The sequence below is a fragment of the Ruegeria sp. CF4 genome, from assembly GCF_056537345.1.
On sequence record NZ_JBQFRJ010000001.1, the window covers coordinates 787,875 to 814,654 of the forward strand.

The following is a 26,780-nucleotide window of genomic DNA, read 5'->3' on the forward strand; positions in this document are numbered from 1 at the left end:
GCGACTATGACCTCCTGCGACGTCGACGACCAGACTTTTCCTCATCCCCGCCGCCGGTGTTGAAGGATGGCGCAGGCAGGGTGACGACTTGCGCCAGTTCGGGGAACGGATCGGTTTTATGAGGGATCGCGTTGGCGGCGACGAAATGGTCCTGGAACTTGGGCTCGATGGCGGTTTCGACCTTGGTAATTTCTCGCACGACGCGCTCGATTTCGGCGCGTGATCCGATGTTACACAGCGCAATCCGCGCACCGGTTCCGGCGGCGTTGCCCGCGCTTGAGACCTTATCCAGCGGCGCGTCAGGGATCATGCCTAGCACCATCGCGTGTTTGGTCGAGATATGGGCACCAAATGCACCCGCCAGAACGACACGATCGACCCGGTCGACCTCCATTTCATCCATGAGCAGACGCGCACCGGCGTAGAGTGCGGATTTGGCCAGCTGGATTGCGCGGATGTCGCCTTGGGTAACGGTGATGCGCGGTCCGCCTTCGGCGCTCGCATCGTGGATCAAATAGGCATGGGTGCGCCCTTCCGGGACGCAGCGCGCGGTGCCGGTCTGCTCAGCGGATCCGATCAGGCCGCTCTCGTCGAGCAGGCCAGCGATACGCATTTCGGCCACGGCTTCGATAATGCCCGATCCGCAGATGCCAGTGATGCCGGTGGTGGCGATGTCCTGATCGAACCCGTCCTCGTCCGACCATTTCTCGGACCCGATCACGCAGAAGCGAGGTTCTTTGGTGACAGGATCGATCTCAATCCGTTCAATCGCACCGGGCGCGGCGCGCTGGCCCGAGCTGATCTGCGCACCCTCGAATGCAGGGCCGGTGGGCGAAGAACAGGCCAGAACGCGGTGGGTGTTGCCCAGCAAGATTTCCGCATTGGTACCGACGTCGACAATCAGAACGAGGTCGTCGGATTTGCCGGGTTCTTCGGACAGGGCGACGGCGGCACAGTCCGCGCCGACGTGGCCTGCGATACAGGGCAGGATATAGACCTGCGCGCGCGGGTTCATGGCGGTCAGGTCCATCTCGCGCGCGGGCAGGGACATGCTTTCGGACGTGGCCAGCGCAAACGGGGCTTGCCCCAACTCGACCGGGTCCAGACCCAGCAGCAGGTGGTGCATCACCGGGTTACACACAAACACGGTCTCGACGATCAGCGCGGCGTCGATTCCGGCTTCTTCGGCGATCGAAGTGGTCAGGTCATTGATCGCCTCACGCACGGCCTTCGTCATCTCCTGATCGCCGCCGGGGTTCATCATGGCGTATGAAACGCGGCTCATCAGGTCTTCGCCGAAGCGGATTTGAGGGTTCATCAGGCCCGACGACGCTTTGACCTCACCGGTTTCCAGATCCGTCAGATGCGCCGCAATGGTTGTTGAGCCAAGGTCGATGGCCAGACCATACAGGCCTTGCTCGTGCAGACCGGGCCAGATTTCGACAATACGGGCCACGTCATCCTTGTGGCCTTTGTGGACGGCCACGGTGACCTCCCACTTACCCTTGCGCAGCACGGGCTGCAGCTTGGACATCAGGGACAGATCAGCGGTGACGGCTTCAATGTTCCATTGCTGGCGTAGGGCGCGTTCCAGCCGCTCCAGATCGCCGGTAGGGGAATGCATGTCAGGCTCTTCCACCACGACGAAATAGAGCCGCGTGGCCGGGTCCATGATGATCGCACGCGCAGCTGCGGCCTTGCGGACGACCTGACGGTGGACCTGGCTTTCGGGTGGGACGTCGATCACCACATCACCCTGTACCGACGCCTGGCAGCCCAGTCGGCGACCCGGCTTCAGACCGCGTTTGTCGTCATAACGCTGCTCGACCGCATTCCACTCGCTCAGGGCGTCCTCGGAAACGGTGACACCGTGTTTGGGGAACTCGCCATAGCTGGGGGTGATCTGGCATTTGGAACAGATGCCGCGCCCGCCGCAGACCGAATCCAGATCAACGCCCAACTGACGTGCTGCGGTCAGAATCGGCGTGCCGATGGGAAAGTGCCCGCGTTTGCCGGAAGGGGTGAAGACGACAAGAGGATCGGTGGTCATGAAAGGCCTGCCTTTGTATTCGCGCGTATGCCGCGGAAGATATGGGTTTGAGCGAAAAGGGAAAGGGCATTCAGCGGCACGTTTTGCATCGCTTGCGTCGTTTTCGGGCGCGGCAAAGCCCCGCATGGAAAAACAACTTGGGTTCAGGGCTTTCCCTCGGGTGAAATCCATGTAATAGGGTCACCGCCAAACGGGCTTTTGCATGGGGTTTTCAGATGCAGATTCGTGAGGCACTCACCTTCGACGACGTTCTCCTGGTTCCGGGCGCATCTTCAGTGCTTCCGGCTACGGCAGATACCACCACGCGCGTGACGCGTGAGATTACCATGAACATTCCGCTGCTCAGCTCGGCGATGGACACGGTGACCGAGGCGCGCATGGCCATTGCAATGGCGCAGGCCGGGGGTATCGGTGTTGTCCACAAGAACCTTTCGGTCGAAGAACAGGCGCGCGAGATTCGCCGGGTTAAACGGTTCGAATCCGGCATCGTTTACAACCCGGTGACGCTGCGGGCGGATCAGACACTGGCGGATGCGCAGGCTTTGGTCGAGCGGTATAACTTCACCGGTTTCCCTGTCGTTGACGGCGACGGGCGGGTCGTCGGCATCGTGACGAACCGGGACATGCGCTTTGCAACCTCGGACGATACGCCGATCAAGGCGATGATGACCTCGGACAACCTCGCGATGCTGCAAGAACCCGCCGATCTGGAAGAAGCCAAAAGCCTGATGCGGGCCCGCCGGATCGAAAAGCTGTTGGTTGTCGACGGTAGTGGCAAACTGACCGGCCTGCTGACCCTGAAAGACACTGAACAGGCCGTGCTGAACCCCACTGCTTGCAAAGACCACCTGGGTCGTCTGCGGGTGGCCGCGGCGACCTCTGTGGGTGATGCCGGCTTTGAACGGTCCGAGCAACTGGTGGATTCCGGCGTCGATATTATCGTTGTGGATACTGCACATGGCCATTCTCAAGGGGTTCTGGATGCGGTGAAACGCGCCAAGATGCTGTCGAATGAGGTGCAGATTATTGCAGGCAATGTTGCCACCGCCGAAGCGACCAAGGCGCTGATTGATGCTGGCGCGGATGCGATCAAGGTGGGCATCGGACCGGGCTCCATCTGTACGACAAGGATGGTTGCGGGTGTCGGGGTGCCTCAGCTGACGGCAATCATGGATTGTGCTGCCGCGGCAGGTGACGTTCCTGTAATTGCGGATGGCGGTATCAAATTCTCGGGCGATTTTGCCAAAGCAATCGCGGCGGGAGCCTCTTGCGCCATGGTCGGCTCGATGATTGCGGGCACCGATGAAAGCCCGGGTGAGGTGATCCTGTATCAGGGTCGCTCGTTCAAATCCTATCGCGGCATGGGAAGTTTGGGCGCAATGGCGCGTGGCTCGGCGGACCGATACTTCCAGAAGGACGCGGCCAACGACAAGCTGGTGCCTGAGGGGATAGAGGGGCAGGTGCCCTATAAGGGATCGGCCAGCGCAGTTGTCCATCAACTGGTCGGCGGCTTGCGTGCGGCGATGGGCTATACCGGATGTGCGACGGTGGACGAGATGCGAAAGAACTGCAACTTCGTCAAAATCACAGGCGCGGGTCTGAAGGAAAGCCATGTGCACGATGTTCAGATCACGCGGGAAAGCCCGAACTATCGCGTGATGTGATCGGGCCTGATCAGGATCGGAGCCAACGATGACCCCGGCAGCGCGCGTGCAGGCCGCGATTGAGATACTGGATCAGATACTGTCTGGTGCGCCTGTCGAAAAGGCGCTGACGGGCTGGGCCAGGCAGAGCCGTTTTGCGGGCTCAAAGGATCGCGCGGCGGTCCGTGATCACGTGTTTGGCGCGCTTCGTTGCAAACGGTCTTTCGCGGCGTGTGGCGGCGCAGAGACAGGGCGCGGGTTGATGATCGGCGCGTTCCGCTCGTCGGGTGGTGATCCCGCTCAACTATTCACGGGTGAACGGTTTGCGCCTGCACCGATCTCCGACGGTGATCAAGCGCGGGTGTTCCAGTCAGAGGCCGAGCGCTTGGATATCCCCGAATGGCTCTGGCCTGAATTTCAGCAGGCATTGGGCGATGAGGCCGAGGCCGCCGCCATCGCGCTGCAATCTCGCGCACCCGTGCATCTGCGCGTCAACAGAGCAAAGGTAGAGCGTGAAGATGTGATCCGTCTACTCTCAGAGGGCGGCATTCAGACAAGCGCACATCCCGCTTGTGATACCGCGCTTGAGGTCGCCGAGGGGGAGCGCAAGATCGCGCAGAGCGATGTTTATAAGAGGGGGCTCGTTGAGTTGCAGGATGCTGCAAGTCAGGCGGTCGTCGCGGCGCTCGACCTTCAGCCCGGTATGCGGGTTCTGGATTATTGTGCAGGCGGGGGCGGTAAAACGCTGGCGCTGGCGGCTTCGAAGGGCGTGCAGGTCTTTGCCCACGATGCCAATCCCGGTCGTATGCGCGATCTGCCTGCCCGAGCGTCAAGAGCGGGTGCAGAGGTGACTATTTTGCAATCGGACCAGCTGGCTCAACAAGCGCCGTTCGATATCGTTTTGACGGACGTGCCGTGTTCGGGCAGCGGTTCCTGGCGGCGGGCGCCCGCCGGGAAGTGGGCGCTGACGCCCGAGCGTTTGAGAGATCTTTCCAGCATTCAGGCAGACATTCTGCGAGATGTGTCACCCCTGGTTGCCGCACGCGGCGTGCTGGCCTACGCCACCTGTTCTATGCTGACTGTTGAGAATGATGCAGTGGTCGACAGGTTTCTTAAGGACTACCCTGAGTGGCAATCGGGTCTGCGCAGATCGTGGCTAGTTTCCCACGGAACGGATGGATTCTACACCGCGCACTTGACGCGATCTTGATTATATAAAATCAACCATAGGCAGTTCACGCCGTGATTTTGTTAAGCGGCAGTTAACCATTGCGGGCCGATATTGGTCAAAAATTGACTTAACATGAGCTGTTTATGTCCAGTATTTCTGCTGTTTTTTCCAGTGGCTCAGAGCGATGGAGTGGTGCGCGTGCGCGATATGCCTCACTCGGGGTGATCGCCATCGTTTTGTGCGTGCTCTCGCTGTTCGGGCAGTTGCCGCGGCCTTGGAACGTCATGGCCGCAACGATCGGGGTTTCCTTTCTGTCGGTCGGAACTCTTGAGATCGCGCGCGCTTGGTTTTCACGCCGATCGGAACTGCAGGCGCTTACATATCTTTCAACATACCTGAATCATCAGGGCGCGACCTGCTTGGTGGCAGATGCAACCGGACGCGTCCTGATCGCTAATGAATGTGCTGCGGCGCGTTATAAGGCAGCCGCAGGCAATCGTTTGGAAGACTGCCTACGATCTGCTGTGGCCAACCCAGCAGCTGTTTTGCTCAGCCTTCAAACTCTCGCCAAGGCAAAGGGGTTCGCGCGGAGAGAAATCGTTACACGTGGGCAATCGGTATCGATTGAGGTGTCGATGTTGAACGAAGATCGGTTTTGCTGGCGCATCTCACTGGGTGCTGGCAGCTTCTGGAATGATCTTGAGGTTCCGATCATGACCGTAGGACGCGACAATGTCGTGCTGGACCTGAACAAAAGCGCAGTTGATTTGCTAGGCAAATCTCCCGCTACGGCTGATCAGGTGATTTCCAACGACGGTCGCGATGGCATCCAACAGATGGAGACGGAGAGTGGAAAAAGACGCGTGATTGTCTCAACTCTGCGGAAGAGAGAGTCATCCCGTGAACTTCTGATGATACCGCTTGAGAATGCAGAGCCTGCACCCGATCTGGCCTCGTTCGCTGATCTGCCTGTTCCAATCATGCGGCTGTCTCCCGAAGGGGAGATCCTTGAGGCCAACCCTCTTGCACGACAATTGATCGGCGAGATCAGGCCGGGATGTGCAAATCTTGAGGCAATGATGCAGGGGCTGGGATATCCAATCCGGGATTGGCTGACCCGCGCGATGGAGCAGGATGCTGGGCCGCGCTCCGAATTCCTGCGTCTGACACGGCGAGACAGAGAGGTTTTCGTGCAAGTCACTCTCTCGCGAATACAGCGTGAAGGGCAGGCTGGTCTGATTGCTGTTCTGAATGATGCGACCGAGCTCAAGACGCTTGAAGCGCAGTTTGTGCAAGGACAGAAGATGCAGGCGGTGGGGCAGCTTGCTGGCGGCGTTGCGCATGACTTTAACAACCTTCTGACTGCGATTTCAGGTCATTGCGACCTGTTGCTGTTACGTCATGATCAGAACGATCCGAACTATGGTGACCTGGTGCAGATCAATCAGAATGCCAACCGTGCGGCGGCCTTGGTCAGTCAGTTACTGGCGTTTTCGCGCAAACAAACCTTGCGCCCCGAGACGCTGGATTTGCGTGATACCATCTCGGATCTGATCCACTTGCTGAACCGGCTAGTGGGCGAGAAAGTGAGGCTGGCACTCAGCCACGACCCTGTTCTGAAACCCGTATGTGCAGACAAGCGTCAGCTTGAGCAGGTACTGATGAATCTCGTGGTGAATGCCCGGGATGCGATGCCGGAAGGTGGAGAGATTCGGATCGAGACTGAAGTCTTATCTCTGGACCGGCCCTTTACGCGTGACCGGGCAACCGTCCAGCCCGGAGAATATGTCACAGTCAAGGTGATCGACAGTGGTGTGGGAATACCCGCGGACAAGCTGCAAAAAGTGTTCGAACCTTTCTACACGACCAAACGCACAGGCGAAGGTACAGGGCTTGGCCTGTCTACCGTTTATGGAATTGTGAAGCAAACCGGAGGGTTCATTTTCGTCGACAGCGTGCGGGGAAAAGGCACCGAATTTACTGTCCTATTGCCGGTGGCGGCTGCGATTGAAGCCACTGAGCCTGAGGTGCCCATCGTTCAGGAAGAACAAGTCGCACGGCAGGGCGAAGGTGTGGTTCTGCTGGTCGAAGACGAAGCGCCGGTTCGGGCCTTTGCAACGCGGGCTTTGCGGCTGAAAGGCTATACGGTGCTCGAAGCGGAATCAGCCGAGGACGCGCTGCATCTTCTCGAAGACCCCGATTTGTCTGTGGATGTTTTTGTCACCGATGTGGTCATGCCGGGCATGGACGGTCCGACCTGGGTACGCGAAGCCCGACAGTCGCGCCCGGATGTCAAAGTTGTCTTTATGTCTGGCTACACCGAAGGGGCCTTTGGCGAATCCGGGCCTGAAATCGAGAACTCGACCTTCCTACCCAAACCTTTCTCACTCACGCAGTTGACCGAGGCTGTGTTCCAACAGCTGAGTTAACGCGCAGATTGATGCAGGGTGAATTCAGCCGCGTTTAACGATCGAAAGCGCTGTTCAGTTTGCGCTGACATATCTAACGGTCGGTCTGGTGAGACATTCTCGGATGTCAGATGGATTTCGCAGTCCAGACGATCCTGGAGAAACGCCAGTATCTGGTCCTGATTCTCGTATTTGAATAGATGAGTGACCCCGGCACCGTTACTGCGCGGTCTGAAAAAATCGGATTGGCATCCGACATCCGCAAATGCCGGGCGTGGCGTGTTCATATAGGCGTTGAGGAATTCGTCGAAACTCAGACTTTGCGTTGAATAAGGGTGTCCCGCGCGCTCGGACCGGGTGCGGTACCGATACCAACTGCCCAGCCAATCGATGGGCTCGCGGACCACAGCCATCACCTCCATCTCGGTGTCGAACATCTTGCGGAACATTGTTTGAAAGAACCGGTCAAAGCGGCGCATGTTCGCGTGTTTCAGATCCGTCGGACCAGAGACGACGATATCGGCCCGGTCGCGTAATGCGGTCTGATAGGCGGTGCTGCCGGTTTTGGGAACGGATAAAAGCGCCAGACGCTCTTTGTAAAACACAAGCATTTATCTTTTCTCTTCAACGCTTTTCGTGTCGCAGATTGTCGTAAACGACTCTTTAACACAATTGCTCAACAGTGGGTTTCATAAGTTTTAGTTGAAATGTTCTCTTTTTGGTCCCATAAGGAACAAGAGGCGAACAAAGCAGCGATTGCCGCCCGTCAAAGGGTGTGACAAAAGGGATAGTGACAGGACAATGGCGGATCTTCTGACAATGAGCGACAAGAAAAACGCAGACAAGCAAAAGGCGCTCGACAGCGCGCTGGCGCAGATCGAACGGCAGTTCGGCAAGGGCTCGATCATGAAGCTTGGCGAGGATGCCAAGCAGGATATCGATGCAAGCTCGACCGGCTCGCTGGGGTTGGATATTGCGCTGGGAATCGGTGGTTTGCCGATGGGGCGAATTGTTGAGATTTACGGACCCGAAAGCTCGGGTAAGACAACGCTGACATTGCATTGCATTGCAGAACAGCAGAAACGCGGTGGTGTTTGTGCCTTCGTCGATGCGGAACACGCGCTGGACCCGCAATATGCACGCAAGCTGGGCGTTGATTTGGATGAGTTGCTGATCTCGCAACCCGATACCGGCGAACAGGCGTTGGAGATCACCGATACGCTGGTGCGGTCGGGCGCGGTAAACATGGTCGTGGTCGACTCGGTGGCGGCGCTGACGCCGAAATCTGAGCTTGAAGGCGATATGGGTGACAGCAATGTGGGTGTTCAAGCTCGTCTGATGAGCCAGGCGATGCGGAAACTCACCGGCTCGATCAGCCGCTCGAACTGCATGGTGATCTTCATCAACCAGATTCGGATGAAGATCGGTGTAATGTTCGGCAGCCCGGAGACCACCACCGGCGGTAATGCTCTGAAATTCTACAGCTCGGTCCGTCTGGATATCCGCCGCATCGGTGCGATCAAGGATCGTGACGAAGTGGTCGGCAACCAGACCCGCGTGAAAGTCGTCAAGAACAAGGTCGCGCCTCCGTTCAAGCAGGTTGAATTCGACATCATGTATGGCGAAGGCATCAGCAAGATGGGCGAACTGCTGGATCTGGGCGTCAAGGCCGGTGTGGTCGAGAAATCGGGTTCGTGGTTCAGCTATGGGGATGAGCGGATCGGGCAGGGGCGTGAGAACGCCAAGCAGTATCTGCGCGACAACACCCGTGCTGCGCTGGAGATTGAGGACAAGATTCGTGCAGCCCACGGTCTAGATTTCGAGATGCCGCCCGAAGCGGAAGAGGACGATATTCTCGAAGCATAAGGAACGCTGACGGGAACTGCAGAAATCCTACGGCACCCCGATGGTGCTGAGAATACCTGGAACAGGGCGGTCCATCGGGGCCGCCTTGTTTCGTTCCGGGGTAGCCAATGCTGTGGACACTCCCGAGGTGGGGGGCTAAACCTTCGCAGACCCTAGTGAATGCGCGTCGAGAGAGCCCAAATGCCCACGCTGAACGATATCCGATCAACCTTTCTGAATTACTTCGCCAAGCAAGGCCATGAAGTTGTGGCGTCCAGCCCGCTTGTCCCGCGCAATGACCCGACGCTGATGTTCGTGAACTCGGGCATGGTGCAGTTCAAGAACCTGTTTACTGGCCTCGAGACTCGGGACTATAGCCGCGCAACCACGGCACAGAAATGCGTGCGCGCCGGCGGTAAGCACAACGATCTGGACAATGTGGGCTATACCGCGCGTCACCATACGTTCTTTGAAATGCTGGGGAATTTCTCGTTCGGGGATTACTTCAAGCACGATGCCATCCCGTTTGCCTGGGAGTTGATCACCAAGGAATTCGGCATCGATAAGAACCGTCTGCTGACAACAGTCTATCACACCGATGATGAGGCGTTTGAAATCTGGAAGAAAGTCGGCGTGCCCGAGGACCGGATCATCCGCATCGCCACCAGTGACAATTTCTGGCAGATGGGCCCGACCGGCCCCTGCGGCCCGTGCACCGAAATTTTCTATGATCACGGCGATCACATCTGGGGTGGCCCTCCGGGCTCGGCCGAGGAAGATGGCGACCGGTTCATCGAAATCTGGAACATCGTTTTCATGCAGAACGAGCAGTTCGAGGACGGCTCGATGGTGGAACTCGACATGCAGTCCATCGACACCGGCATGGGGCTAGAGCGGATCGGTGCGTTGCTGCAAGGCAGCCACGACAACTATGACACAGATCTGTTCAAAACGCTGATTGAGGCGTCAGCAGATGCCACCGGCGTTGATCCTTATGGGGATCAGAACGTGCATCATCGGGTGATCGCGGATCACCTGCGCTCGACCTCGTTCCTGATTGCGGATGGGGTGATGCCCAGCAATGACGGGCGGGGTTACGTGTTGCGTCGGATCATGCGACGGGCCATGCGTCATGCACATCTGCTGGGCGCAAAGGATCCTGTCATGCACAGGCTGGTGCCGACGCTGGTGCAGCTGATGGGTGCGCAGTATTCCGAACTCGGTCAGGCTCAAGCTTTGATCGAAGAAACGCTTCTGCTTGAAGAGACGCGGTTCAAGCAAACCCTCGACCGTGGCCTCAAGCTGTTGGATGACGAGGTTGCAGGCCTGTCTGCAGGCGCAGCTTTGCCCGGTGACGCAGCCTTTAAACTCTATGACACATATGGTTTCCCGCTCGATCTAACACAGGATGCGCTGCGCGAGAAAGGCCTGACCGTTGATACCGATGGCTTTGATGCAGCGATGGCCGAGCAAAAGGCTAAAGCGCGCGCCGCTTGGGCCGGATCCGGCGAAGCAGCTGATCAGGCTGTGTGGTTTGACGTATTGGATACGGCAGGGGCCACCGATTTTCTGGGGTACGACACCGAGAAGGCCGAGGGGCAGATTGCCGCTCTGGTCGTAGATGGCGCGTTGGTCGACAAGATCGAGCAGGGCGGCACTGGATGGGCCATCGTTAACCAGACGCCTTTCTATGGTGAGGCTGGCGGCCAGGTCGGAGATTCAGGTGAGATCAGACGTCTGGAAGAGCGTGAGGATATCTCTCGCGTCGAAGACACAAAGAAATTCGCCGACGGCAAAGTCTATGCGCATAAAGTTACCGTGGAACGCGGTGCGCTGTCCAAAGGCGATGCGGTCGAACTTGAGGTCGATCACGCCCGTCGCACGGCCATTCGTGCCAACCATTCGGCCACGCACCTGCTGCATGAAGCCTTGCGAGAAACGCTTGGTGATCACGTTGCGCAGCGCGGGTCGCTGAACGCGGCCGAACGTCTGCGGTTCGACTTCAGTCACTCCAAGGCTCTGACCTTAGAAGAAATTCACAAGGTCGAGCGTGAGGTGAATGATTTCATCCGCCAGAATTCGGCGGTTGAAACTCGTATCATGACGCCCGATGACGCGCGCGCCTTGGGTGCGCAAGCGTTGTTTGGCGAGAAATACGGCGATGAAGTACGCGTTGTTTCTATGGGTAAGGCACCCACGGGCAAAGGGCAGGATGGTGAAACCTGGTCGATTGAGCTTTGCGGGGGCACTCATGTACGTCAGACCGGTGATATCGGCACGTTCGTGGTGCTGGGTGACAGTGCCAGCAGCGCGGGTGTCCGACGGATCGAGGCTCTGACCGGTGACGAAGCGTTCAAATATCTGTCGGCGCAGGATCATCGTTTGGGGACAATTGCGTTGGAGCTGAAGGCTCAACCGGATGATGTCGTCGCGCGTGTGAAATCCCTGCTGGATGAACGTAAAGCGCTGCAGAACGAGGTGGCTCAATTGCGCCGCGATTTGGCAATGGCCGGCGGTGCGGGGCAGGGTGGTGGCGCCGATGCCCGAGAGGTGAATGGCGTTGCATTTTTTGCCCAGTCGCTGACCGGTGTATCAGGCAAGGATTTGCCCGCGCTGATTGATGAACACAAAAGCCGTCTGGGATCGGGTGCAGTTCTGCTGATCGCTGACACGGGCGGCAAAGCGGCCGTGGCTGCGGGCGTGACCTCTGACCTGACGGACAAAGTGTCGGCAGTGGATCTGGTCAAGGCAGCGGTAACAGAACTGGGTGGCAAAGGCGGTGGTGGTCGGCCTGACATGGCGCAGGGCGGGGGCAAAGATGCCTCGAACGCAGACGCAGCCATCAAAGCTGCCGAACAGGTATTGGGAGGATAAGATGCCAGCACTTTGGATTGCACATGTCACGGTCACTGACACCGACGCATATGGCAAATACGCCGAACTCGCCGGTCCGGCCATTGCGGCGCATGGCGGGGAGTTCATTGCCCGTGCCGCCCGCTATGTTCAGCTGGAAGGAAAAGAGCGGCCTCGTAATGTGGTTGCCCGGTTCCCTTCTCTTGAGGCCGCTGTAGACTGCTATCATTCAGCCGAATACCAAAAAGCGCTCGATCATGCGCGCGGTGCCAGCGAACGAGAGTTGGTCGTGGTTGAAATCACCGATTGAGAATCACTTACCTCCAAAACCGCATGACTTTTATGTGATTGCGAAGCTCTAAGGCACGACAGCCTGATTGTGCTGTCGTGCAGTGATGATTTTTCGGATAAAAGTAATATAATACAATTGCTTGTGCAGGTGCGTTTGGGGCATTCTGCCGACTGAATGTGGCGTTCGCGCCATGATCTGGTGCGGAAATGGTCACAAAAAACGACGAATTTCCGCCGCTTTTCCTCGACAAATTCTTCAATGATTGCGTGCCGCCTGCAGTTTACGGATATTTTCCCGTGAGCAGATAGGGTTCTGAGCCACGCTGATCGCTTGGATTGAACGGAACTTGAGGGACAGGCATGAAACTGGTTGGCACTATTGTAAAAGCCTTTGGCAAGCGCACCATCAGGTTTGGAGGCCATTGCGGCTTGGCTGCTCTGGTTGGAAGCGCTCTGCTGTATGGTTCGAATGCATGGGCCCGGGACGCTGCCTTTATCACAAGCGTTGCGACAACACCGCCTCCGTCGGGCGCGCAGCAATTGTGCAGACAATATGCCTGGGCATGTTCGTATAAGGCTGGGGCCGCGATGCCCAGCGAACAGGAAATGAAACTGGTCAAGCAGATCAATCGCCGTGTGAATGCCTCGACACGCGAAGTGACGGACCAATCCCAATACAAGACCCGCGAGCTTTGGGCGCTTCCGACCTCACTGGGCGGCGATTGCGAAGATTTTGCGCTGCTTAAGAAACGGGACCTGATCAAAGCCGGAATCGATCCACGAAAGCTGTTGATTGCGACTGTTTTGGATACGCGCAGAAATTCTCATGCAGTTCTGGTGTTTCGCTCGAGCCAGGGTGATCTGGTTTTGGATAATCTGACAAACCGGATCAAGCCATGGTCGGAAACGCGGTATCTGTTCTTGCGTATGCAAGATCCAAAGCAGCCACGTCGCTGGGTTGGAGTCTACGGACGGAGCTAGGAGCAGTTTGCCCCTAGCTCGATCACCGAATACATAGCCTCTAAGCGTAGTCCAGTTTTAAGACGTTGCTTCACTAAGCAGTAGGATTATGCGTCGTTGTTTTTAGGCGGGTCCGACTTAGGTGGGTCCGACTTAGGTGGGTCCGACTTAGGTGGGTCCGACTTAGGCGGGTCCGACTTAGGCGGCTCTGACTCAGGATCAGGATCCGTTTCGACGTCCGGGTCACCATTATCGTCGGGTCCGTCATCGTCGCCGAAGGTCTCATCGTCGCGACCATCGCCGGTTCTCTTTTCAGCAAAGCCAACAGATGCGGTTGGAAGGTCGGTCAATATGGCAGCAAAGGCCGGGCAATCCAGCAAGGTTTGCTCCAGTATAGATTCAAAGTCGGCCCGTCGCTGTATGTATCTGACCATCCGAGAGCTCACGACATCGCAAGCGCAAAGGGTGGTCGAAGATACAGATTGCTTAGCCGTTTTGACGGTGCACATGTCTGAGGCCTGGGCTGCTCCGGCCGACATGAAAGGAAGTGTTGCGGAAACAAAAACAAAAGATAGCAGTTTGGATCTGATGCGCATGGCGCCTCTCCTTGGAACTCGTAAATTACATCAACTACATCGCGGTATACTGAAGCGATGACATACTTTGAACATAAAGTGATCGTTTTTTTGACGTTTTGACAAGGGGAAGGGAGGGTGTTCTCGCTCCTTGACAGAAATGCGGTTCTGAAAATTGATTAAAAATCAAATAGAAAGCCCGCCAATGAGGCGGGCCTTCGTTTTTCGTAGACGTCTCGATATGACGCAAAATTGCCACGATTGGATCATTGTTTCCAATCTGTGAACAAGATTACTGCGCTGTCACGCGGATTTGGACATCCTCTTGCGTTCATGCGGATCGAGGTACCGTTTGCGCAGACGAATGGCGTTCGGTGTCACCTCGACCAATTCGTCATCGTCAATATAGGCGATGGCCTCTTCCAACGAAAACTGAACATGCGGAGTGAGGCGAACCGCATCGTCCGAGCCACTGGCGCGCACATTGGTCAGCTTTTTGCCCTTCAGCGGGTTTACCTCAAGATCGTTGTCGCGCGAATGCTCACCGATCACCATGCCCTGATAGACATCAGTCTGCGGTCCGACAAACATGCGGCCCCGCTCTTCAAGGTTCCAAAGGGCGTAGGCGACCGCCTGACCGTTCTCCATTGAGATCAAAACACCCGCGCGACGGCCTGGGATCGGGCCTTTGTGCGCCGCCCAACCGTGAAACACGCGGTTCAGAACACCCGTACCGCGGGTATCGGTCAGGAACTCTCCGTGATAACCGATCAGGCCGCGCGACGGGACGTGGGCGATAATGCGGGTCTTGCCTGCGCCTGCGGGGCGCATCTCGGCCAGTTCACCTTTGCGCGCACCTGTGATCTTTTCAATGACCGAACCGGAATATTCGTCATCCACGTCGATCGTGACTTCCTCGATGGGCTCCAATCGCTGGCCATCTTCTTCGCGGAACAGAACTTGCGGGCGTGATATGCTGAGTTCGAACCCCTCGCGGCGCATGTTTTCGATCAGAACACCCATTTGGAGTTCGCCGCGGCCGGCAACCTCGAAGGCTTCGCCGCCGGGGGTGTCTGTGATGCGAATGGCAACATTCGATTCAGCTTCTTTCATCAGACGATCGCGGATTACACGGGACTGAACCTTCTTGCCGTCACGACCGGCCAGCGGAGAATCGTTGATGCCGAATGTCACCGTGATGGTCGGCGGGTCGATGGGCTGAGCGGGTAGGGCCTCTTCAACCTGTGGGGAGACGAGCGAATCTGCCACGGTGGCTTTGCTCATACCTGCGATGGTGACGATGTCACCGGCTTCGGCGACGTCGATCGGCTGCTGTGCCAGACCACGGAACGCCAGGATTTTCGAAGCACGGAAATTTTCGATCAGGGTTCCGTCACGGCTGAGCGCTTTGAGGCTGTCGCCCGCTTTCAATGTACCGCTCTCGACGCGACCGGTGAGGATGCGGCCGATGAACGGGTCGCTGCCCAGTGTAGTGGCCAGCATCCGGAACGGTTCGCTTTTTTGCTCGATCTGTTTCGGGGCAGGGACGTGGTCGACGATCAGATCGAACAGTGCAGTCAGATCCTTGCGTGGACCGTCCAGTTCCATATCTGCCCAGCCCGAGCGACCTGAGGCGTACATCGCAGGAAAATCCAGCTGATCATCGTCGGCACCGAGGTTGGCGAAGAGGTCAAAGCACTCATCCAATGCGCGGTCGGGCTCGGCATCTGGTTTGTCGACCTTGTTCAGCACTACAATCGGGCGCAGGCCCAGAGCCAGCGCCTTGGAGGTTACAAACTTGGTCTGTGGCATCGGGCCTTCGGCGGCATCAACCAGCAGGACAACGCCATCGACCATGCTGAGGATACGCTCGACCTCTCCGCCGAAATCGGCGTGACCGGGCGTGTCAACGATGTTGATGCGCGTATTTTTCCACTCAACTGACGTCGCCTTGGCCAGAATAGTGATGCCGCGTTCGCGTTCCAGGTCATTGCTGTCCATGGCGCGCTCGGCCACGGCCTGATTTTCCCGGAACGCGCCGGATTGTTTGAGTAGCTCATCCACCAGAGTCGTCTTGCCGTGGTCCACGTGAGCGATGATTGCGATGTTGCGCAGGTCCATGAGAGGTCAGCCTTTGAACGGGAAGTTGCCCGGCGCATAACGTGGTGCGGAGAAATATGCCAGCCCTAACCGGCGGTCAGCGGCTGGCTGCGGTAGAAAACGGGTGGATGATCAGGATACCGCCGAGCAATAAGGTCTGCCCAATGATTACCGGCCAATCCAACCGTTGATCAAAGACGAGAAACCCGATCAGCGTGGTCAGGCTGATCCCGAGTCTGGCTCAGATCGCGCAGGAAACGCCAGCCGGCATGACCTTCAGCGCGAGAGTAAGTCGATCCACGGTGGCGTTTACCAAAGGTAAGGGATACCCGACTACCCGGAATGATACCTGTCGTGTTAACTACAACGCAGTTTTTAGTGAATTTTTAACGAGTTTGGTAATATGACGACTTTTGCAAAATCTGTCATTATCGTTTCGGTATTGATTGTGGCGCTGGGGTGGCTTGCAGACGGGGGGTCCGTCGACATTGATGCAGCCCAGAATGTTGAGCGGTTAACGGGTATTCCAGTTTAAGCGCCCATCGAACGATAGTAGAGAAAAGGAGCCCTCGGGCTCCTTTTTTTCGTTTCAAAGCATGGGCCAGGAAATCTGGTCACTGCTTTTCAATTGCTTTGAGCTTCGAGCGATGTTGCGACAGTCTTTTCACAACAAACTGCCGCGCTTTGCGCTCGGCCAATCGAACGCGGATTTCGGTCAGAAACGCCTCTTCCAGTGATTGTGAGGCGGCCCCGAGAACCTCGCCGACCTCAACAAAGAAGCGCTCATCACCTGTTTCATCCATGACCTTCATCGTGTCCTCGGCCAACTTGGCGGCCAGAGTATTGATGGTGTCAGACATCAGCGCGTGTTCTCGGTCAAGCGACGTTTCACGTAGTCGGTCACGTCGGTCATCAACGTATCCATGTGACGGTCCTGGAAGAAGTGATCTGCACCTTCGACCTCATGATGGGTGATGGTGATCCCCTTCTGCTCGTGCAGCTTGCCCACCAGCGAAGTGGTGTCAGCAGGCGGTGCTACACGGTCAGCCGAGCCATTGATGATCAGGCCCGAAGACGGGCAGGGTGCCAGGAACGAGAAGTCGTACATATTTGCAGGCGGCGATACGCTGATGAAGCCGGTGATTTCGGGGCGGCGCATCAGCAGCTGCATCCCGATCCAGGCCCCGAATGAGAAACCGGCGACCCAGCAGTGCTTCGAGTTGTTGTTCATCGACTGCAGGTAATCCAGCGCCGAGGCTGCATCGCTCAATTCACCAACGCCCTGATCGTATTCGCCCTGGCTGCGGCCAACGCCGCGGAAGTTAAAGCGAAGCACGGTGAAGCCCATGTTGTAGAAGGCATAATGCAGGTTATAGACAACCTTATTGTTCATCGTCCCGCCGAACTGAGGATGCGGGTGCAACACGATGGCGATCGGTGCGTCTTTTTCCTTTTGCGGGTGGTAGCGGCCTTCCAGGCGTCCTTCGGGTCCGGGAAAAATCACCTCGGGCATATGTGCTTTTGTCCTGTTTTTTACCGTAGCGGCCCCGAGACTATCTTGACGGTAATTCTCGGGTACTTTAGAACGGTTCTAATTACATCATTGTCGCGTCATAACGCTGCCAGTGGGAGATACGCATTGGCTGCACCGACGTCAATGTTTTCGCGCGGTTCTTGCCGAGAGGGAATGAAATGAAGCTGTCGACCAAAGGCCGCTACGCGATGGTTGCGCTGGCCGATATCGCTTTGCAGTCGTCCGATAAGCTTGTGACGCTTGGCGAGATTTCCGAACGTCAGGATATCTCGCTTCCCTATCTTGAGCAGTTGTTCGTCAAGCTGCGGCGGGCCGAACTGGTCAGTTCCGTACGCGGTCCGGGTGGTGGATACCGTCTGGCGCGCCCGGCATCTGATATTCGGGTGGTCGAAGTTTTGGCAGCCGTGGATGAGACCGTGGATGCGATGCACAAAGGCGCAGGGGCATCGGGCGGGTCTTCGGGCAGCCGTGCGCAGTCGCTGACCAACCGGTTGTGGGAAAGCCTCAGCGCGAATGTCTATGTTTTTCTGCACCAGACACGCCTGTCGGACGTGATCCGGAATGACCTTGCGCCCTGTCCAGCAGTGCCGAGCCTGTTCGCGGTCGTGGACGACTGATCCGATGCGAGCTATGCCCACGCGCCCCACGCTGACACCAGAAAAGATGTATCCATGAAACGTGTTTATCTGGATCACAATGCCACAACGCCCCTGCGCCCAGAGGCACGCGCAGCCATGGCGGCGGCGATGGATGTGATGGGGAATCCGTCGTCTGTGCACGCAGAAGGGCGTGCAGCAAAGGCAGTAGTGGAACGTGCGCGGGCACAGGTCGCAGAGGCGGTGGGCTGCCGTCCACAAGAAGTCATCTTTACCTCTGGCGCTACTGAGGCCGCACGGGTTCTGGAAAATCGCCCCGAGGATTGCGATGTGTTCGTCGAGACCACCGCGCATGATGCGCTCTGGTCGCATATCGATCTGTCCAACTGTGAGCAACGACCCTTTGGCCCCGGCCATACATTGGCAATGGGCCTTGCGAACTCTGAGACCGGGATTATTTCGCAACCCCCAGAAAGGGTAGAAAATCAGTGGCCTTATGGCGCACGGCGCGCGGATTGGTTGTTGCTGGACGTGACACAGGCCATTGGGCGCATTCCCTTTTCTTTCGCCTGGAGCGGGGCGGATATGGCTGTCCTCTCAGCGCACAAGATCGGGGGGCCAAAGGGTGTTGGCGCTCTGATTCTGAGGCAAGGGTTGGATATCGCGCCTTTGGCCAGCGGTGGCGGCCAGGAGATGGGACGTAGGTCCGGCACGGAAAATGTGATTGGTATAGCAGGTTTAGGCGCGGCTATTGAGGCATCAATGCGGGATCTGACTGATGGTGTTTGGTCAAAAGTCGGAGAACTTAGAAATATTCTAGAAAACGCTCTTGAGGCTAGCTCTAAAGCTACTATTTTTGTCGGGAAAGATCAGGAGCGACTCCCGAATACCATGTGTTTTGCGACGCCCGGCTGGAAGGGCGAAACACAGGTCATGCAGATGGATTTGTCAGGCTTCGCTATCAGTGCGGGTTCGGCCTGTTCAAGTGGCAAGGTCAAGACAAGTCGGGTCCTGACTGCAATGGGTTTTGATGAGACGGTTGCATCGAGCGCGATCCGCGTTTCGCTGGGGCCTGAGACGACGAAAGAAGAAGTGCTGCGTTTCGCGGAAGCGTGGCTCGAAAAAGAGAAAAAGCATCGCGCGCGTGCCGCGTGATCAGACGGAGGGTGTCACATGGCCGCTTTGGACCAGACCCAGGTAAAAGAGGGTGTCGATCAGGAAACCGTGGATGCGGTTCGCGAGGTCAGCACTTATAAATACGGCTGGGAAACCGATATCGAGATGGAATACGCGCCAAAAGGCGTGAATCCCGATATCGTCCGTTTGATCTCGGAAAAGAATGAAGAGCCGGAATGGATGACCGAATGGCGTCTGGCCGCGTTCGAACGTTGGACCCAGATGGAAGAGCCCAAATGGGCGATGGTCAGCTATCCCGAAATCGATTTTCAGAACCAGTATTATTATGCCCGTCCAAAATCGATGGAAGAAAAACCCAAATCGCTGGATGAGGTCGATCCTAAGCTTTTAGCGACATACGAAAAGCTGGGTATCCCGCTGAAAGAACAGATGATTCTGGCGGGCGTTGAAGGTGCTGAAGATGCTCCGGCAGAAGGTCGCAAGGTTGCAGTTGATGCTGTGTTCGACTCGGTTTCGGTCGGAACCACCTTTCAGGCTGAGCTGAAAAAGGCTGGCGTGATCTTCTGTTCGATCTCAGAGGCGATCAAAGAACATCCTGAACTGGTCAAAAAGTATCTGGGATCAGTCGTACCAGTTTCAGACAATTTCTACGCGACGCTGAACTCGGCCGTGTTCTCGGACGGTTCGTTCGTCTATGTGCCACCGGGCGTGCGCTGTCCGATGGAGTTGAGCACCTATTTCCGTATTAACGCCGAGAACACGGGTCAGTTTGAGCGCACGTTGATTATCGCCGACAAGGGCTCTTACGTGTCCTATCTGGAAGGCTGTACGGCGCCGCAACGCGACACGGCACAGCTGCACGCGGCGGTGGTTGAGATCATCATCGAAGAAGATGCCGAGGTGAAATACTCGACCGTTCAGAACTGGTTCCCAGGAGATGAGAACGGCAAGGGCGGGATTTATAACTTCGTGACCAAGCGCGCTGATTGCCGCGGGGATCGTTCCAAGGTGATGTGGACGCAGGTCGAAACCGGTTCTGCCGTAACCTGGAAATACCCGTCATGCATCTTGCGTGGTGACGACAGCCAGGGTGAGTTCTACTCGATCGCGATTGCCAACAACTATCAGCAGGCTGATACCGGCACGAAGATGGTGCATTTGGGCAAGAACACCAAATCGCGCATCGTGTCGAAGGGAATTAGCGCTGGTAAGGCGCAGAACACCTATCGCGGTCTGGTCTCGATGCACCCCAAGGCCAAGGACAGCCGCAACTACACCCAGTGTGACTCGCTGCTGATCGGAGATAAGTGTGGCGCGCACACGGTTCCGTATATCGAGGTCAGGAACAACTCCAGCCGCGTTGAGCACGAGGCGACAACCTCCAAGGTGGACGACGATCAGCTGTTCTACTGCCGTCAGCGCGGTATGGACGAGGAAGAAGCCGTGGCTTTGGTTGTGAACGGGTTCTGTAAGGACGTGCTGCAAGCGCTGCCGATGGAGTTCGCGATGGAAGCGCAGCAACTGGTGGCGATCAGCCTTGAAGGCTCGGTCGGCTAACTAAAATGCAGGTCACGTCGTTCATAACTGGTGATGCTGAACGTATCGCGGGTGGCTACGGTGGGGCGTCAATGGGACGCTTCGCTATCACTTCTCCGTTTCGCGCGGAGATTGTGAATTGCCCCTCTCGACTCTGCTTGGTAAGCAAATGCACAGTTATTGAATTTGTGATTGCCAAGAACGCCAATGAGCGAAAAACAAGCAACAAGTTTTCAGGATCGTGTAGAGCGTATCAATACGCGGGCGCAGGAAGCAAAGAAACATGCTCCGAAGCGGAAAGGCGACACGATCTGGACACGCCTTACCTATCCGGCAGCGTTCATCGGAGCGTTTGCTCTGGGCGTCGGCGCGTTCTTCTTCTCGCGATTTCTGCAACTGAAGCTGGCAGGGTTGCCCGGCGAGGCCAAGGGAAGCGGACAGGATTTTATCGGCTTGGCCCTTGCGGGTGGCGTCGTGTTCCTGATCTCGTTCTTGCTAAAGAACAATCAGAAGGAATTCGCCACAATGAGCGCGTTTGCGATGATTGTGACAACCTTCACGTTTCACAACGCGGTTTGGGCGTACCCCGACGCATTCGAAGTGGTTTACGGCCCGGAATGGGTCGAATTCGTACAGCAACAGACCGAGCCGCACAGTCTCCAGGTGTTCCACATCGCAATCGAGTTCGACTGAGTGGTTTCTCGCGCCCTGTTATTGCGCGCGACTTTCAATCGAACCCTAACATCAACACGAAACACTCGATCGACGTATGCGCAACGGATTGCGCCTTTCTTTTCGTGCCCGCAACGTATGCGGCTGAGGCCACGTCGATCTCCAAGAACAAACCCATCGATCCGATGGACACGCTATTTACGAGGTAAATCATGCTTGAAATCAAGAACCTGCACGTGAAACTTGAAGAAGAGGATAAAACGATCCTCAAAGGCGTTGATCTGACGGTTGAGGCCGGCAAGGTGCACGCGATCATGGGGCCGAACGGTTCGGGCAAGTCGACACTCAGCTACGTCTTGTCGGGTCGTGATGGCTATGAGGTGACCGATGGTACGGCCACTCTCGAAGGCGAAGACCTGCTTGAGATGGAACCGGAAGAGCGCGCAGCTGCGGGGATCTTCTTGGCGTTCCAATACCCGGTCGAAATTCCGGGTGTAGGTAATATGACGTTCCTGCGCACCGCGGTAAACGCTCAACGCAAAGCGCGCGGGCAGGAGGAACTGTCGGCAACCGATTTCCTGAAAGAGGTGCGGGCTAAGGCGAAGGCTCTGAAGATCGACGCGGATATGTTGAAGCGCCCAGTGAATGTGGGCTTCTCGGGCGGCGAGAAAAAGCGCAACGAAATTCTGCAGATGGCAATGCTCGAACCCAAGATGTGCATCCTGGATGAGACGGACTCGGGTCTGGATGTGGATGCCATGAAGCTGGTGTCCGAGGGCGTAAACGCGCTGCGTGACGAAGGGCGCGGGTTCCTTGTGATTACACACTATCAGCGGCTGCTGGATCACATCAAACCCGACGTGGTGCACATCATGGCCGATGGCCGCATCGTGAAATCCGGCGGTCCCGAACTGGCGCTGGAAGTTGAGAACAACGGCTATGCCGACATTCTGGCCGAGGTGAACTGATGGCTTTGCCCCAAGCAAAACAGACGGCAACCGAGGAACGGCTGGCTGCGATGGCCATGCCGGACGCCGGGTGTACCCGCAAAGCGCGCGAAGCCGCATTGGCGCGTGTTCGCGAAATGGGTCTGCCTGGGCGCCGGGATGAGTATTGGAAATACACCCGACCGGACACTCTGACCTCTGCCGAGGCTGTCCCGGCGGCACTGTTCCACACCGACGAACCCATGATGTTCCATGAGTTCGACCGCCTGAAGATCGTTTTTGTCGATGGCGTGTTCAGCCCCGAAGAATCGGACGACCTGTCGCTGGAAGGCGTCTCAATCGACCGGTTGGAGGATATCTGCTGCAAAGACATCCATTGGGCAAAAGAGCTGTATGGCGTTCTTGAAGCCCGTGGTCAGAACCCGGTTCAGCGACCTCTGGCGGCCTTGAATACGGCCTTCGCCTCAGATGGTGTGGCTATTCATGTCACGGGCAAGCCGTCCAAACCGATCAGCCTGATCTATCGTCATGAGTCCGAGACTTCGGATGCCATTCTGCACCATATCGTGCGGGTTGAGAGTGCCGCCGAGGTGACGATCCTGGAAAATGGCCCGGCAGCCTCGCGTTTCAACAAGTGTATGGAGATCGACATCGCGGATCGCGGAACCTTGCACCATGTGCGTGCGCAGGGCCGTGATCATCAGCGCCGCGCGGCCACCCATATGTTTACGCGAATGGGGCATGAGTCTGTCTATAAGTCGTTCACATTGACTGTGAATGGCGTGCTCACCCGTAATGAGCAGGTTGTCGAACTGACCGGAGATGACGCGGTGGCGCATGTCGCTGGCGCTTGTGTAGGTGACGGGGATTTCCATCACGATGACACGGTGTTCATCACCCATGATGCGGTGAACTGCGAAAGCCGTCAGGTGTTCAAGAAAGTGCTGCGCAACGGCGCAACGGGCGTATTTCAGGGTAAAATTCTGGTCAAGGAGGGCGCGCAGAAGACGGATGGCTATCAGATCAGTCAATCCTTACTGCTGGACGATGACAGCCAGTTCCTGGCCAAGCCCGAGCTTGAGATCTATGCCGATGACGTGGCCTGTTCGCACGGCTCGACCTCCGGTGCCATTGACGAAACGGCGCTGTTCTATTTGCGGTCGCGCGGCGTACCGGTCAATGATGCAACCGATATGCTGACACTGGCCTTCCTTGCAGAAGCCGTGGAAGAGATCGAGGACGAAGCGCTGGCCGATGTGATCGTCGAACGCCTTGAAAGCTGGTTGGCGCGCCGAAACTGATGCCGGTCACAACCGATATCGTGGCCACGTATCGCGGACCGGGGCGCGTAGTGCGTCGCCTGTTGGATATGGGGCCACGGGAAGATCGAGCGCTGGCGTTTGTCATGGCCTTTTGTGTGATTGGCTTTATCGCTCAATTACCCAGCCTTGCGCGGAAGGCGCATCTGGAAGGGTCCGAGTTGAATATGCTGATGGGCGGAGCCTTGCTGGGCTCTGTCTTCATTCTGCCGTTGATCTTCTACGGTCTGGCCTGGCTGTCTTATTTGGTAGCACGGGCTGTCGGAGGCAAGGGTACAAGCTATGGCGCGCGTCTTGCACTGTTCTGGGCGCTGCTAGCCTCGGTACCGCTGGTGCTGCTCAATGGCCTAGTGGCCGGGTTTATTGGCCCGGGGGCAGCGCAGTCTTTGATTGGTCTGTTGTGGGTTGCAGTTTTCGTCTGGTTCTGGTTCTCGGGGCTGAGGCAAACGCAAAGGGCACCTGAATGAGCTCTACCACGTTGATGAATATGGTCGTTCTGACCCTGTCGAACCCTGCCGAGGCCGCACGTCGTCTGATGGCGATGCGGCTTGGTCGTGACGTGTTGTGGTTGGCGTTCTTTTTGGCGGTTATTCTGAACGGGATTGTACAATCTGCCTCTGGTGTCATTTTGCCCCTGATCTCACCTGATGTGCAGCAACTGGCAGTTCCGATGGTGCAGACCCTGCTGGTATCCGCCGGGGCCATCCTGATCAGCGTTGTGACGTTTCAGCTTGTAGGGCGGATGCTGGGTGGAACCGGCGCGATAACCGAGGTCGCAACACTGGTGATATGGCTGCAGATTCTGCAGATCGCTGGCCAGGCGATTGTCCTTTTTTCGGCGTCGCTCGCACCATTTCTGTTTCTTCCTGCCAGCCTCATAATGCTGGGTCTGAGTCTGTACATCACTCTGCATTTTCTGAATGAAGCGCACCGGTTTGGCTCGCTTGGCAAATCGTTCCTGGTGATGCTCATCTCGGGTGTTCTGGCGATCCCCTTCGTTCTTTGGTTGTCCCCCGGCGGGCCTGTATAGGGAATTCCTTTCTATGTACGACGTAGAGAAAATCCGCGCTGACTTTCCGATCCTGTCACGAGAGGTGAATGGTAAGCCGTTGACCTATCTGGATAACGGTGCCTCTGCGCAGAAACCTCAGGTGGTGATCGACGCGGTTGCGCAAGCCTATGCGCATGAATATTCGAATGTGCATCGTGGACTTCACTACCTGTCGAATCTCGCGACCGAGAAATACGAAGCCGTGCGCGGCACAGTCGCGCGCTTTCTGGGTGTTTCTGACGAGAATGAGATCGTGCTGAACTCCGGCACGACCGAAGGGATTAATCTGGTAGCCTATGGCTGGGCAATGCCGCGCCTTGAGGCGGGGGATGAGATCGTCCTGAGCGTCATGGAGCACCATGCAAATATCGTACCCTGGCATTTCCTGCGCGAACGTCAGGGCGTCGTCCTGAAATGGGTTGATGTCGATGCTGCGGGCCATCTGGATCCGCAAGCCGTCATCGATGCGATCGGCCCCAAGACCAAGCTGGTTGCGGTCACCCATTGCTCGAACGTGCTGGGCACGGTGGTGGATGTTAAAACCATCACGCAGGCCGCGCACGCCAAGGGCGTGCCGGTTCTTATCGACGGTAGCCAGGGGGCGGTGCACACGCCGGTTAATGTCGAAGATATCGGCTGCGATTTCTATGCGATCACTGGCCACAAGCTCTATGGCCCTTCGGGGTCGGGCGCGATTTTCATCAAGTCCGAACGTATGGCCGAAATGCGTCCGTTCATCGGTGGCGGGGACATGATCAAAGAGGTCTCGAAGGATCAGGTGATCTATAACGATCCGCCTATGAAGTTTGAGGCCGGAACCCCCGGGATCGTTCAAACCATCGGGTTGGGTGTGGCGCTGGATTACATGATGGATCTGGGTATGGAGAGTATTGCCGCCCATGAGGCAGGTCTGCGCGACTATGCCATGCAGCGCCTGACCGGATTAAACTGGTTGCAGGTGCAGGGTAAGACCGCCGACAAGGCCGCAATCTTCAGCTTCACGCTGGATGGGGCAGGGCACGCGCATGATATTTCGACCATTCTGGACAAGAAAGGCGTTGCTGTGCGTGCAGGCCATCATTGCGCTGGGCCTCTGATGGATCATTTGGGCGTCACCGCCACCTGCCGCGCCAGCTTTGGTCTCTATAACACTACGGATGAGGTTGATACGCTGATTGATGCGCTGGAACTGGCGCATGATCTGTTTGCCTGATCCGGTTGCATTTGCAGTTGCACCCGGATCGGAACGAGGGTAGCTAACGGCCAAGGCACCTGTAGCTCAGCTGGATAGAGCGCTGCCCTCCGAAGGCAGAGGCCAGAGGTTCGAATCCTCTCAGGTGCGCCATTTCACATGTTCTTGATCGCCTGAACCACGTCACCAGACAAAACAATACCCCCACCAGAACCATCTGAGGGGGCTAACTCATCAGAGCAAAGGTACGCGATACTAGCCGCGCCAGGTGCGGATGTCGCCACAATCCATGTGTACGAAGTTCGAGCGGTAGTACTGCCCAACGCCACCTGCGCGGCAGGACATTGCCGCTTTGGCCATCTGAGAGACGGAGCGGGACGACAAGCGCAGATCGGCGGCTTGGCCCTTCATGTGAAGCGAGTTTTTGGCCACTCCGCGCGATCGGGAGCGTAGCATTGCATTGGTCTTGGGAGAGCGATAGCCCGAAAGCAGCATATAGGGCTCGCTGACATCCAGCATATTGTGCGCGGCGGCCATGATATCGATGGTGCGCAGGTCCATGGGTTTGACCTGATCGTTACGCCAATCACGCATGAAGTAGTTCACTTCTTTGACGGCATCCTTGATGTATTTGCCATCGACCCAATATACCATATCCAGACGCTCACCCGTGCGGCCTGAATACATGCGAATGCGGCGAATATCGCCCCCTCCGCGGAGGAATCCTGCTGCCTTGGAATAGGTCGGAGCTGCTACGACTGCCGTTGCGGCGAATGCGCCCAATAAGGCACGCCGGGTCACGCCCGATGCACTGCTCTTGGTCATTTGTGTTTCGTCCCGTACTGTTCCTGCCTGCACACGATGTTACGCGCGCTGTATTAATTTTTTCCCATCCCAGAT

24 protein-coding genes and 1 tRNA gene are annotated in these 26,780 nt (G+C 57.0%); 18 read left to right on the forward strand and 7 right to left on the reverse strand.

The window, feature by feature from the left end:
- Positions 1 to 4: 4 nt before the first annotated feature.
- Positions 5 to 2,050: an ASKHA domain-containing protein gene (locus ACR0NF_RS03885; protein WP_480777804.1), complete on the reverse strand. Its 2,046-nt coding sequence runs from the start codon at positions 2,048 to 2,050 to the stop codon at positions 5 to 7.
- Between the two features lie 215 nt (positions 2,051 to 2,265).
- Between ACR0NF_RS03885 and guaB the strand changes: the two genes are divergently transcribed.
- The 3 genes from guaB (at position 2,266) to ACR0NF_RS03900 (ending at position 7,293) form a co-directional block, all read left to right on the forward strand.
- Positions 2,266 to 3,714, forward strand: a complete 1,449-nt coding sequence (gene guaB / locus ACR0NF_RS03890; RefSeq protein WP_480469757.1) for an IMP dehydrogenase — start codon at positions 2,266 to 2,268, stop codon at positions 3,712 to 3,714.
- Between the two features lie 28 nt (positions 3,715 to 3,742).
- On the forward strand, positions 3,743 to 4,903 hold the full coding sequence (locus tag ACR0NF_RS03895) for an RsmB/NOP family class I SAM-dependent RNA methyltransferase (RefSeq protein WP_480469758.1): 1,161 nt from the start codon (positions 3,743 to 3,745) through the stop codon (positions 4,901 to 4,903).
- A 104-nt stretch (positions 4,904 to 5,007) separates the two neighbouring features.
- Positions 5,008 to 7,293 carry an ATP-binding protein gene (locus ACR0NF_RS03900; RefSeq protein WP_480777805.1) on the forward strand — a complete coding sequence of 762 codons (2,286 nt, stop codon included), beginning with the start codon at positions 5,008 to 5,010 and terminating at the stop codon, positions 7,291 to 7,293.
- Here the strand turns inward: ACR0NF_RS03900 and ACR0NF_RS03905 are convergent.
- Positions 7,290 to 7,883: a gamma-glutamyl kinase gene (locus tag ACR0NF_RS03905; protein ID WP_480469760.1), complete on the reverse strand. Its 594-nt coding sequence runs from the start codon at positions 7,881 to 7,883 to the stop codon at positions 7,290 to 7,292. The genes ACR0NF_RS03900 and ACR0NF_RS03905 overlap by 4 nt on opposite strands.
- Before the next feature lie 190 nt (positions 7,884 to 8,073).
- Here ACR0NF_RS03905 and recA point away from each other — a divergent pair, with 190 nt between their 5' ends.
- From recA to ACR0NF_RS03925, 4 genes are all read left to right on the forward strand, one after another.
- Complete coding sequence (recA, locus tag ACR0NF_RS03910; protein WP_480469761.1) at positions 8,074 to 9,138, forward strand: recombinase RecA; 1,065 nt, start codon at positions 8,074 to 8,076, stop codon at positions 9,136 to 9,138.
- A 180-nt stretch (positions 9,139 to 9,318) separates the two neighbouring features.
- Positions 9,319 to 11,991 (forward strand): alanine--tRNA ligase, encoded by a 2,673-nt coding sequence (gene alaS / locus ACR0NF_RS03915; protein ID WP_480666896.1) that lies wholly within the window; start codon positions 9,319 to 9,321, stop codon positions 11,989 to 11,991.
- Position 11,992: 1 nt separating this feature from the next.
- Complete coding sequence (locus tag ACR0NF_RS03920; protein WP_480469763.1) at positions 11,993 to 12,280, forward strand: DUF1330 domain-containing protein; 288 nt, start codon at positions 11,993 to 11,995, stop codon at positions 12,278 to 12,280.
- Between the two features lie 341 nt (positions 12,281 to 12,621).
- Entirely contained in the window at positions 12,622 to 13,242 is a 621-nt protein-coding gene (locus ACR0NF_RS03925) for a transglutaminase-like cysteine peptidase (protein WP_480469764.1), read from the forward strand.
- A 73-nt stretch (positions 13,243 to 13,315) separates the two neighbouring features.
- On the opposite strand, the gene ACR0NF_RS03930 is transcribed toward ACR0NF_RS03925, so the two are convergent.
- Positions 13,316 to 13,519, reverse strand: a complete 204-nt coding sequence (locus ACR0NF_RS03930) for a pentapeptide repeat-containing protein (RefSeq protein ID WP_480777965.1) — start codon at positions 13,517 to 13,519, stop codon at positions 13,316 to 13,318.
- 122 nt (positions 13,520 to 13,641) lie between these two features.
- Between ACR0NF_RS03930 and ACR0NF_RS03935 the strand changes: the two genes are divergently transcribed.
- Positions 13,642 to 13,878: a hypothetical protein gene (locus ACR0NF_RS03935; RefSeq protein WP_480692686.1), complete on the forward strand. Its 237-nt coding sequence runs from the start codon at positions 13,642 to 13,644 to the stop codon at positions 13,876 to 13,878.
- A gap of 221 nt (positions 13,879 to 14,099) precedes the next feature.
- Here the strand turns inward: ACR0NF_RS03935 and typA are convergent, their stop codons facing one another.
- The 3 genes from typA to ACR0NF_RS03950 form a co-directional block, all read right to left on the reverse strand.
- Positions 14,100 to 15,917, reverse strand: coding sequence for a translational GTPase TypA (gene typA, locus ACR0NF_RS03940; RefSeq protein WP_480469765.1), 1,818 nt, complete (start codon positions 15,915 to 15,917; stop codon positions 14,100 to 14,102).
- A gap of 593 nt (positions 15,918 to 16,510) precedes the next feature.
- Positions 16,511 to 16,756 carry a hypothetical protein gene (locus ACR0NF_RS03945; protein ID WP_480469766.1) on the reverse strand — a complete coding sequence of 82 codons (246 nt, stop codon included), beginning with the start codon at positions 16,754 to 16,756 and terminating at the stop codon, positions 16,511 to 16,513.
- A complete protein-coding gene (locus ACR0NF_RS03950) occupies positions 16,756 to 17,409 on the reverse strand; it encodes an alpha/beta hydrolase (protein WP_480469767.1) in 654 nt (217 codons plus the stop codon). Before ACR0NF_RS03950 ends, ACR0NF_RS03945 begins: the two co-directional genes overlap by 1 nt.
- A gap of 179 nt (positions 17,410 to 17,588) precedes the next feature.
- On the opposite strand from ACR0NF_RS03950, the gene iscR reads away from it, so the two are divergent.
- The 10 genes from iscR to ACR0NF_RS04000 all read left to right on the forward strand — a co-directional run bounded on the left by iscR (position 17,589) and on the right by ACR0NF_RS04000 (position 26,033).
- A complete protein-coding gene (gene iscR, locus ACR0NF_RS03955) occupies positions 17,589 to 18,047 on the forward strand; it encodes a Fe-S cluster assembly transcriptional regulator IscR (protein WP_480469768.1) in 459 nt (152 codons plus the stop codon).
- Between the two features lie 54 nt (positions 18,048 to 18,101).
- Positions 18,102 to 19,181: a cysteine desulfurase family protein gene (locus tag ACR0NF_RS03960; RefSeq protein ID WP_480469769.1), complete on the forward strand. Its 1,080-nt coding sequence runs from the start codon at positions 18,102 to 18,104 to the stop codon at positions 19,179 to 19,181.
- Positions 19,182 to 19,199: 18 nt separating this feature from the next.
- Positions 19,200 to 20,720 carry a Fe-S cluster assembly protein SufB gene (gene sufB, locus ACR0NF_RS03965; protein ID WP_480469770.1) on the forward strand — a complete coding sequence of 507 codons (1,521 nt, stop codon included), beginning with the start codon at positions 19,200 to 19,202 and terminating at the stop codon, positions 20,718 to 20,720.
- A 186-nt stretch (positions 20,721 to 20,906) separates the two neighbouring features.
- Positions 20,907 to 21,392, forward strand: a complete 486-nt coding sequence (locus ACR0NF_RS03970) for a hypothetical protein (protein WP_480469771.1) — start codon at positions 20,907 to 20,909, stop codon at positions 21,390 to 21,392.
- 191 nt (positions 21,393 to 21,583) lie between these two features.
- Positions 21,584 to 22,339 (forward strand): Fe-S cluster assembly ATPase SufC, encoded by a 756-nt coding sequence (sufC, locus tag ACR0NF_RS03975; RefSeq protein ID WP_480469772.1) that lies wholly within the window; start codon positions 21,584 to 21,586, stop codon positions 22,337 to 22,339.
- Complete coding sequence (locus ACR0NF_RS03980) at positions 22,339 to 23,619, forward strand: SufB/SufD family protein (RefSeq protein WP_480777806.1); 1,281 nt, start codon at positions 22,339 to 22,341, stop codon at positions 23,617 to 23,619. The genes sufC and ACR0NF_RS03980 overlap by 1 nt, the downstream gene beginning before the upstream one ends.
- Positions 23,619 to 24,104, forward strand: a complete 486-nt coding sequence (locus ACR0NF_RS03985) for a YIP1 family protein (RefSeq protein ID WP_480469774.1) — start codon at positions 23,619 to 23,621, stop codon at positions 24,102 to 24,104. Before ACR0NF_RS03980 ends, ACR0NF_RS03985 begins: the two co-directional genes overlap by 1 nt.
- The gene (locus ACR0NF_RS03990; RefSeq protein ID WP_480469775.1) at positions 24,101 to 24,667 is read left to right on the forward strand and encodes a Yip1 family protein; all 567 of its coding nucleotides are present in this window, start codon (positions 24,101 to 24,103) and stop codon (positions 24,665 to 24,667) included. The genes ACR0NF_RS03985 and ACR0NF_RS03990 overlap by 4 nt, the downstream gene beginning before the upstream one ends.
- A gap of 13 nt (positions 24,668 to 24,680) precedes the next feature.
- Positions 24,681 to 25,901, forward strand: a complete 1,221-nt coding sequence (locus tag ACR0NF_RS03995; RefSeq protein WP_480469776.1) for a cysteine desulfurase — start codon at positions 24,681 to 24,683, stop codon at positions 25,899 to 25,901.
- 55 nt (positions 25,902 to 25,956) lie between these two features.
- Positions 25,957 to 26,033: transfer RNA gene (locus ACR0NF_RS04000), tRNA-Arg, on the forward strand.
- Positions 26,034 to 26,135: 102 nt separating this feature from the next.
- On the opposite strand, the gene mepK is transcribed toward ACR0NF_RS04000, so the two are convergent.
- Complete coding sequence (mepK, locus tag ACR0NF_RS04005) at positions 26,136 to 26,705, reverse strand: peptidoglycan L,D-endopeptidase MepK (protein ID WP_480469777.1); 570 nt, start codon at positions 26,703 to 26,705, stop codon at positions 26,136 to 26,138.
- Positions 26,706 to 26,780: the final 75 nt, after the last annotated feature.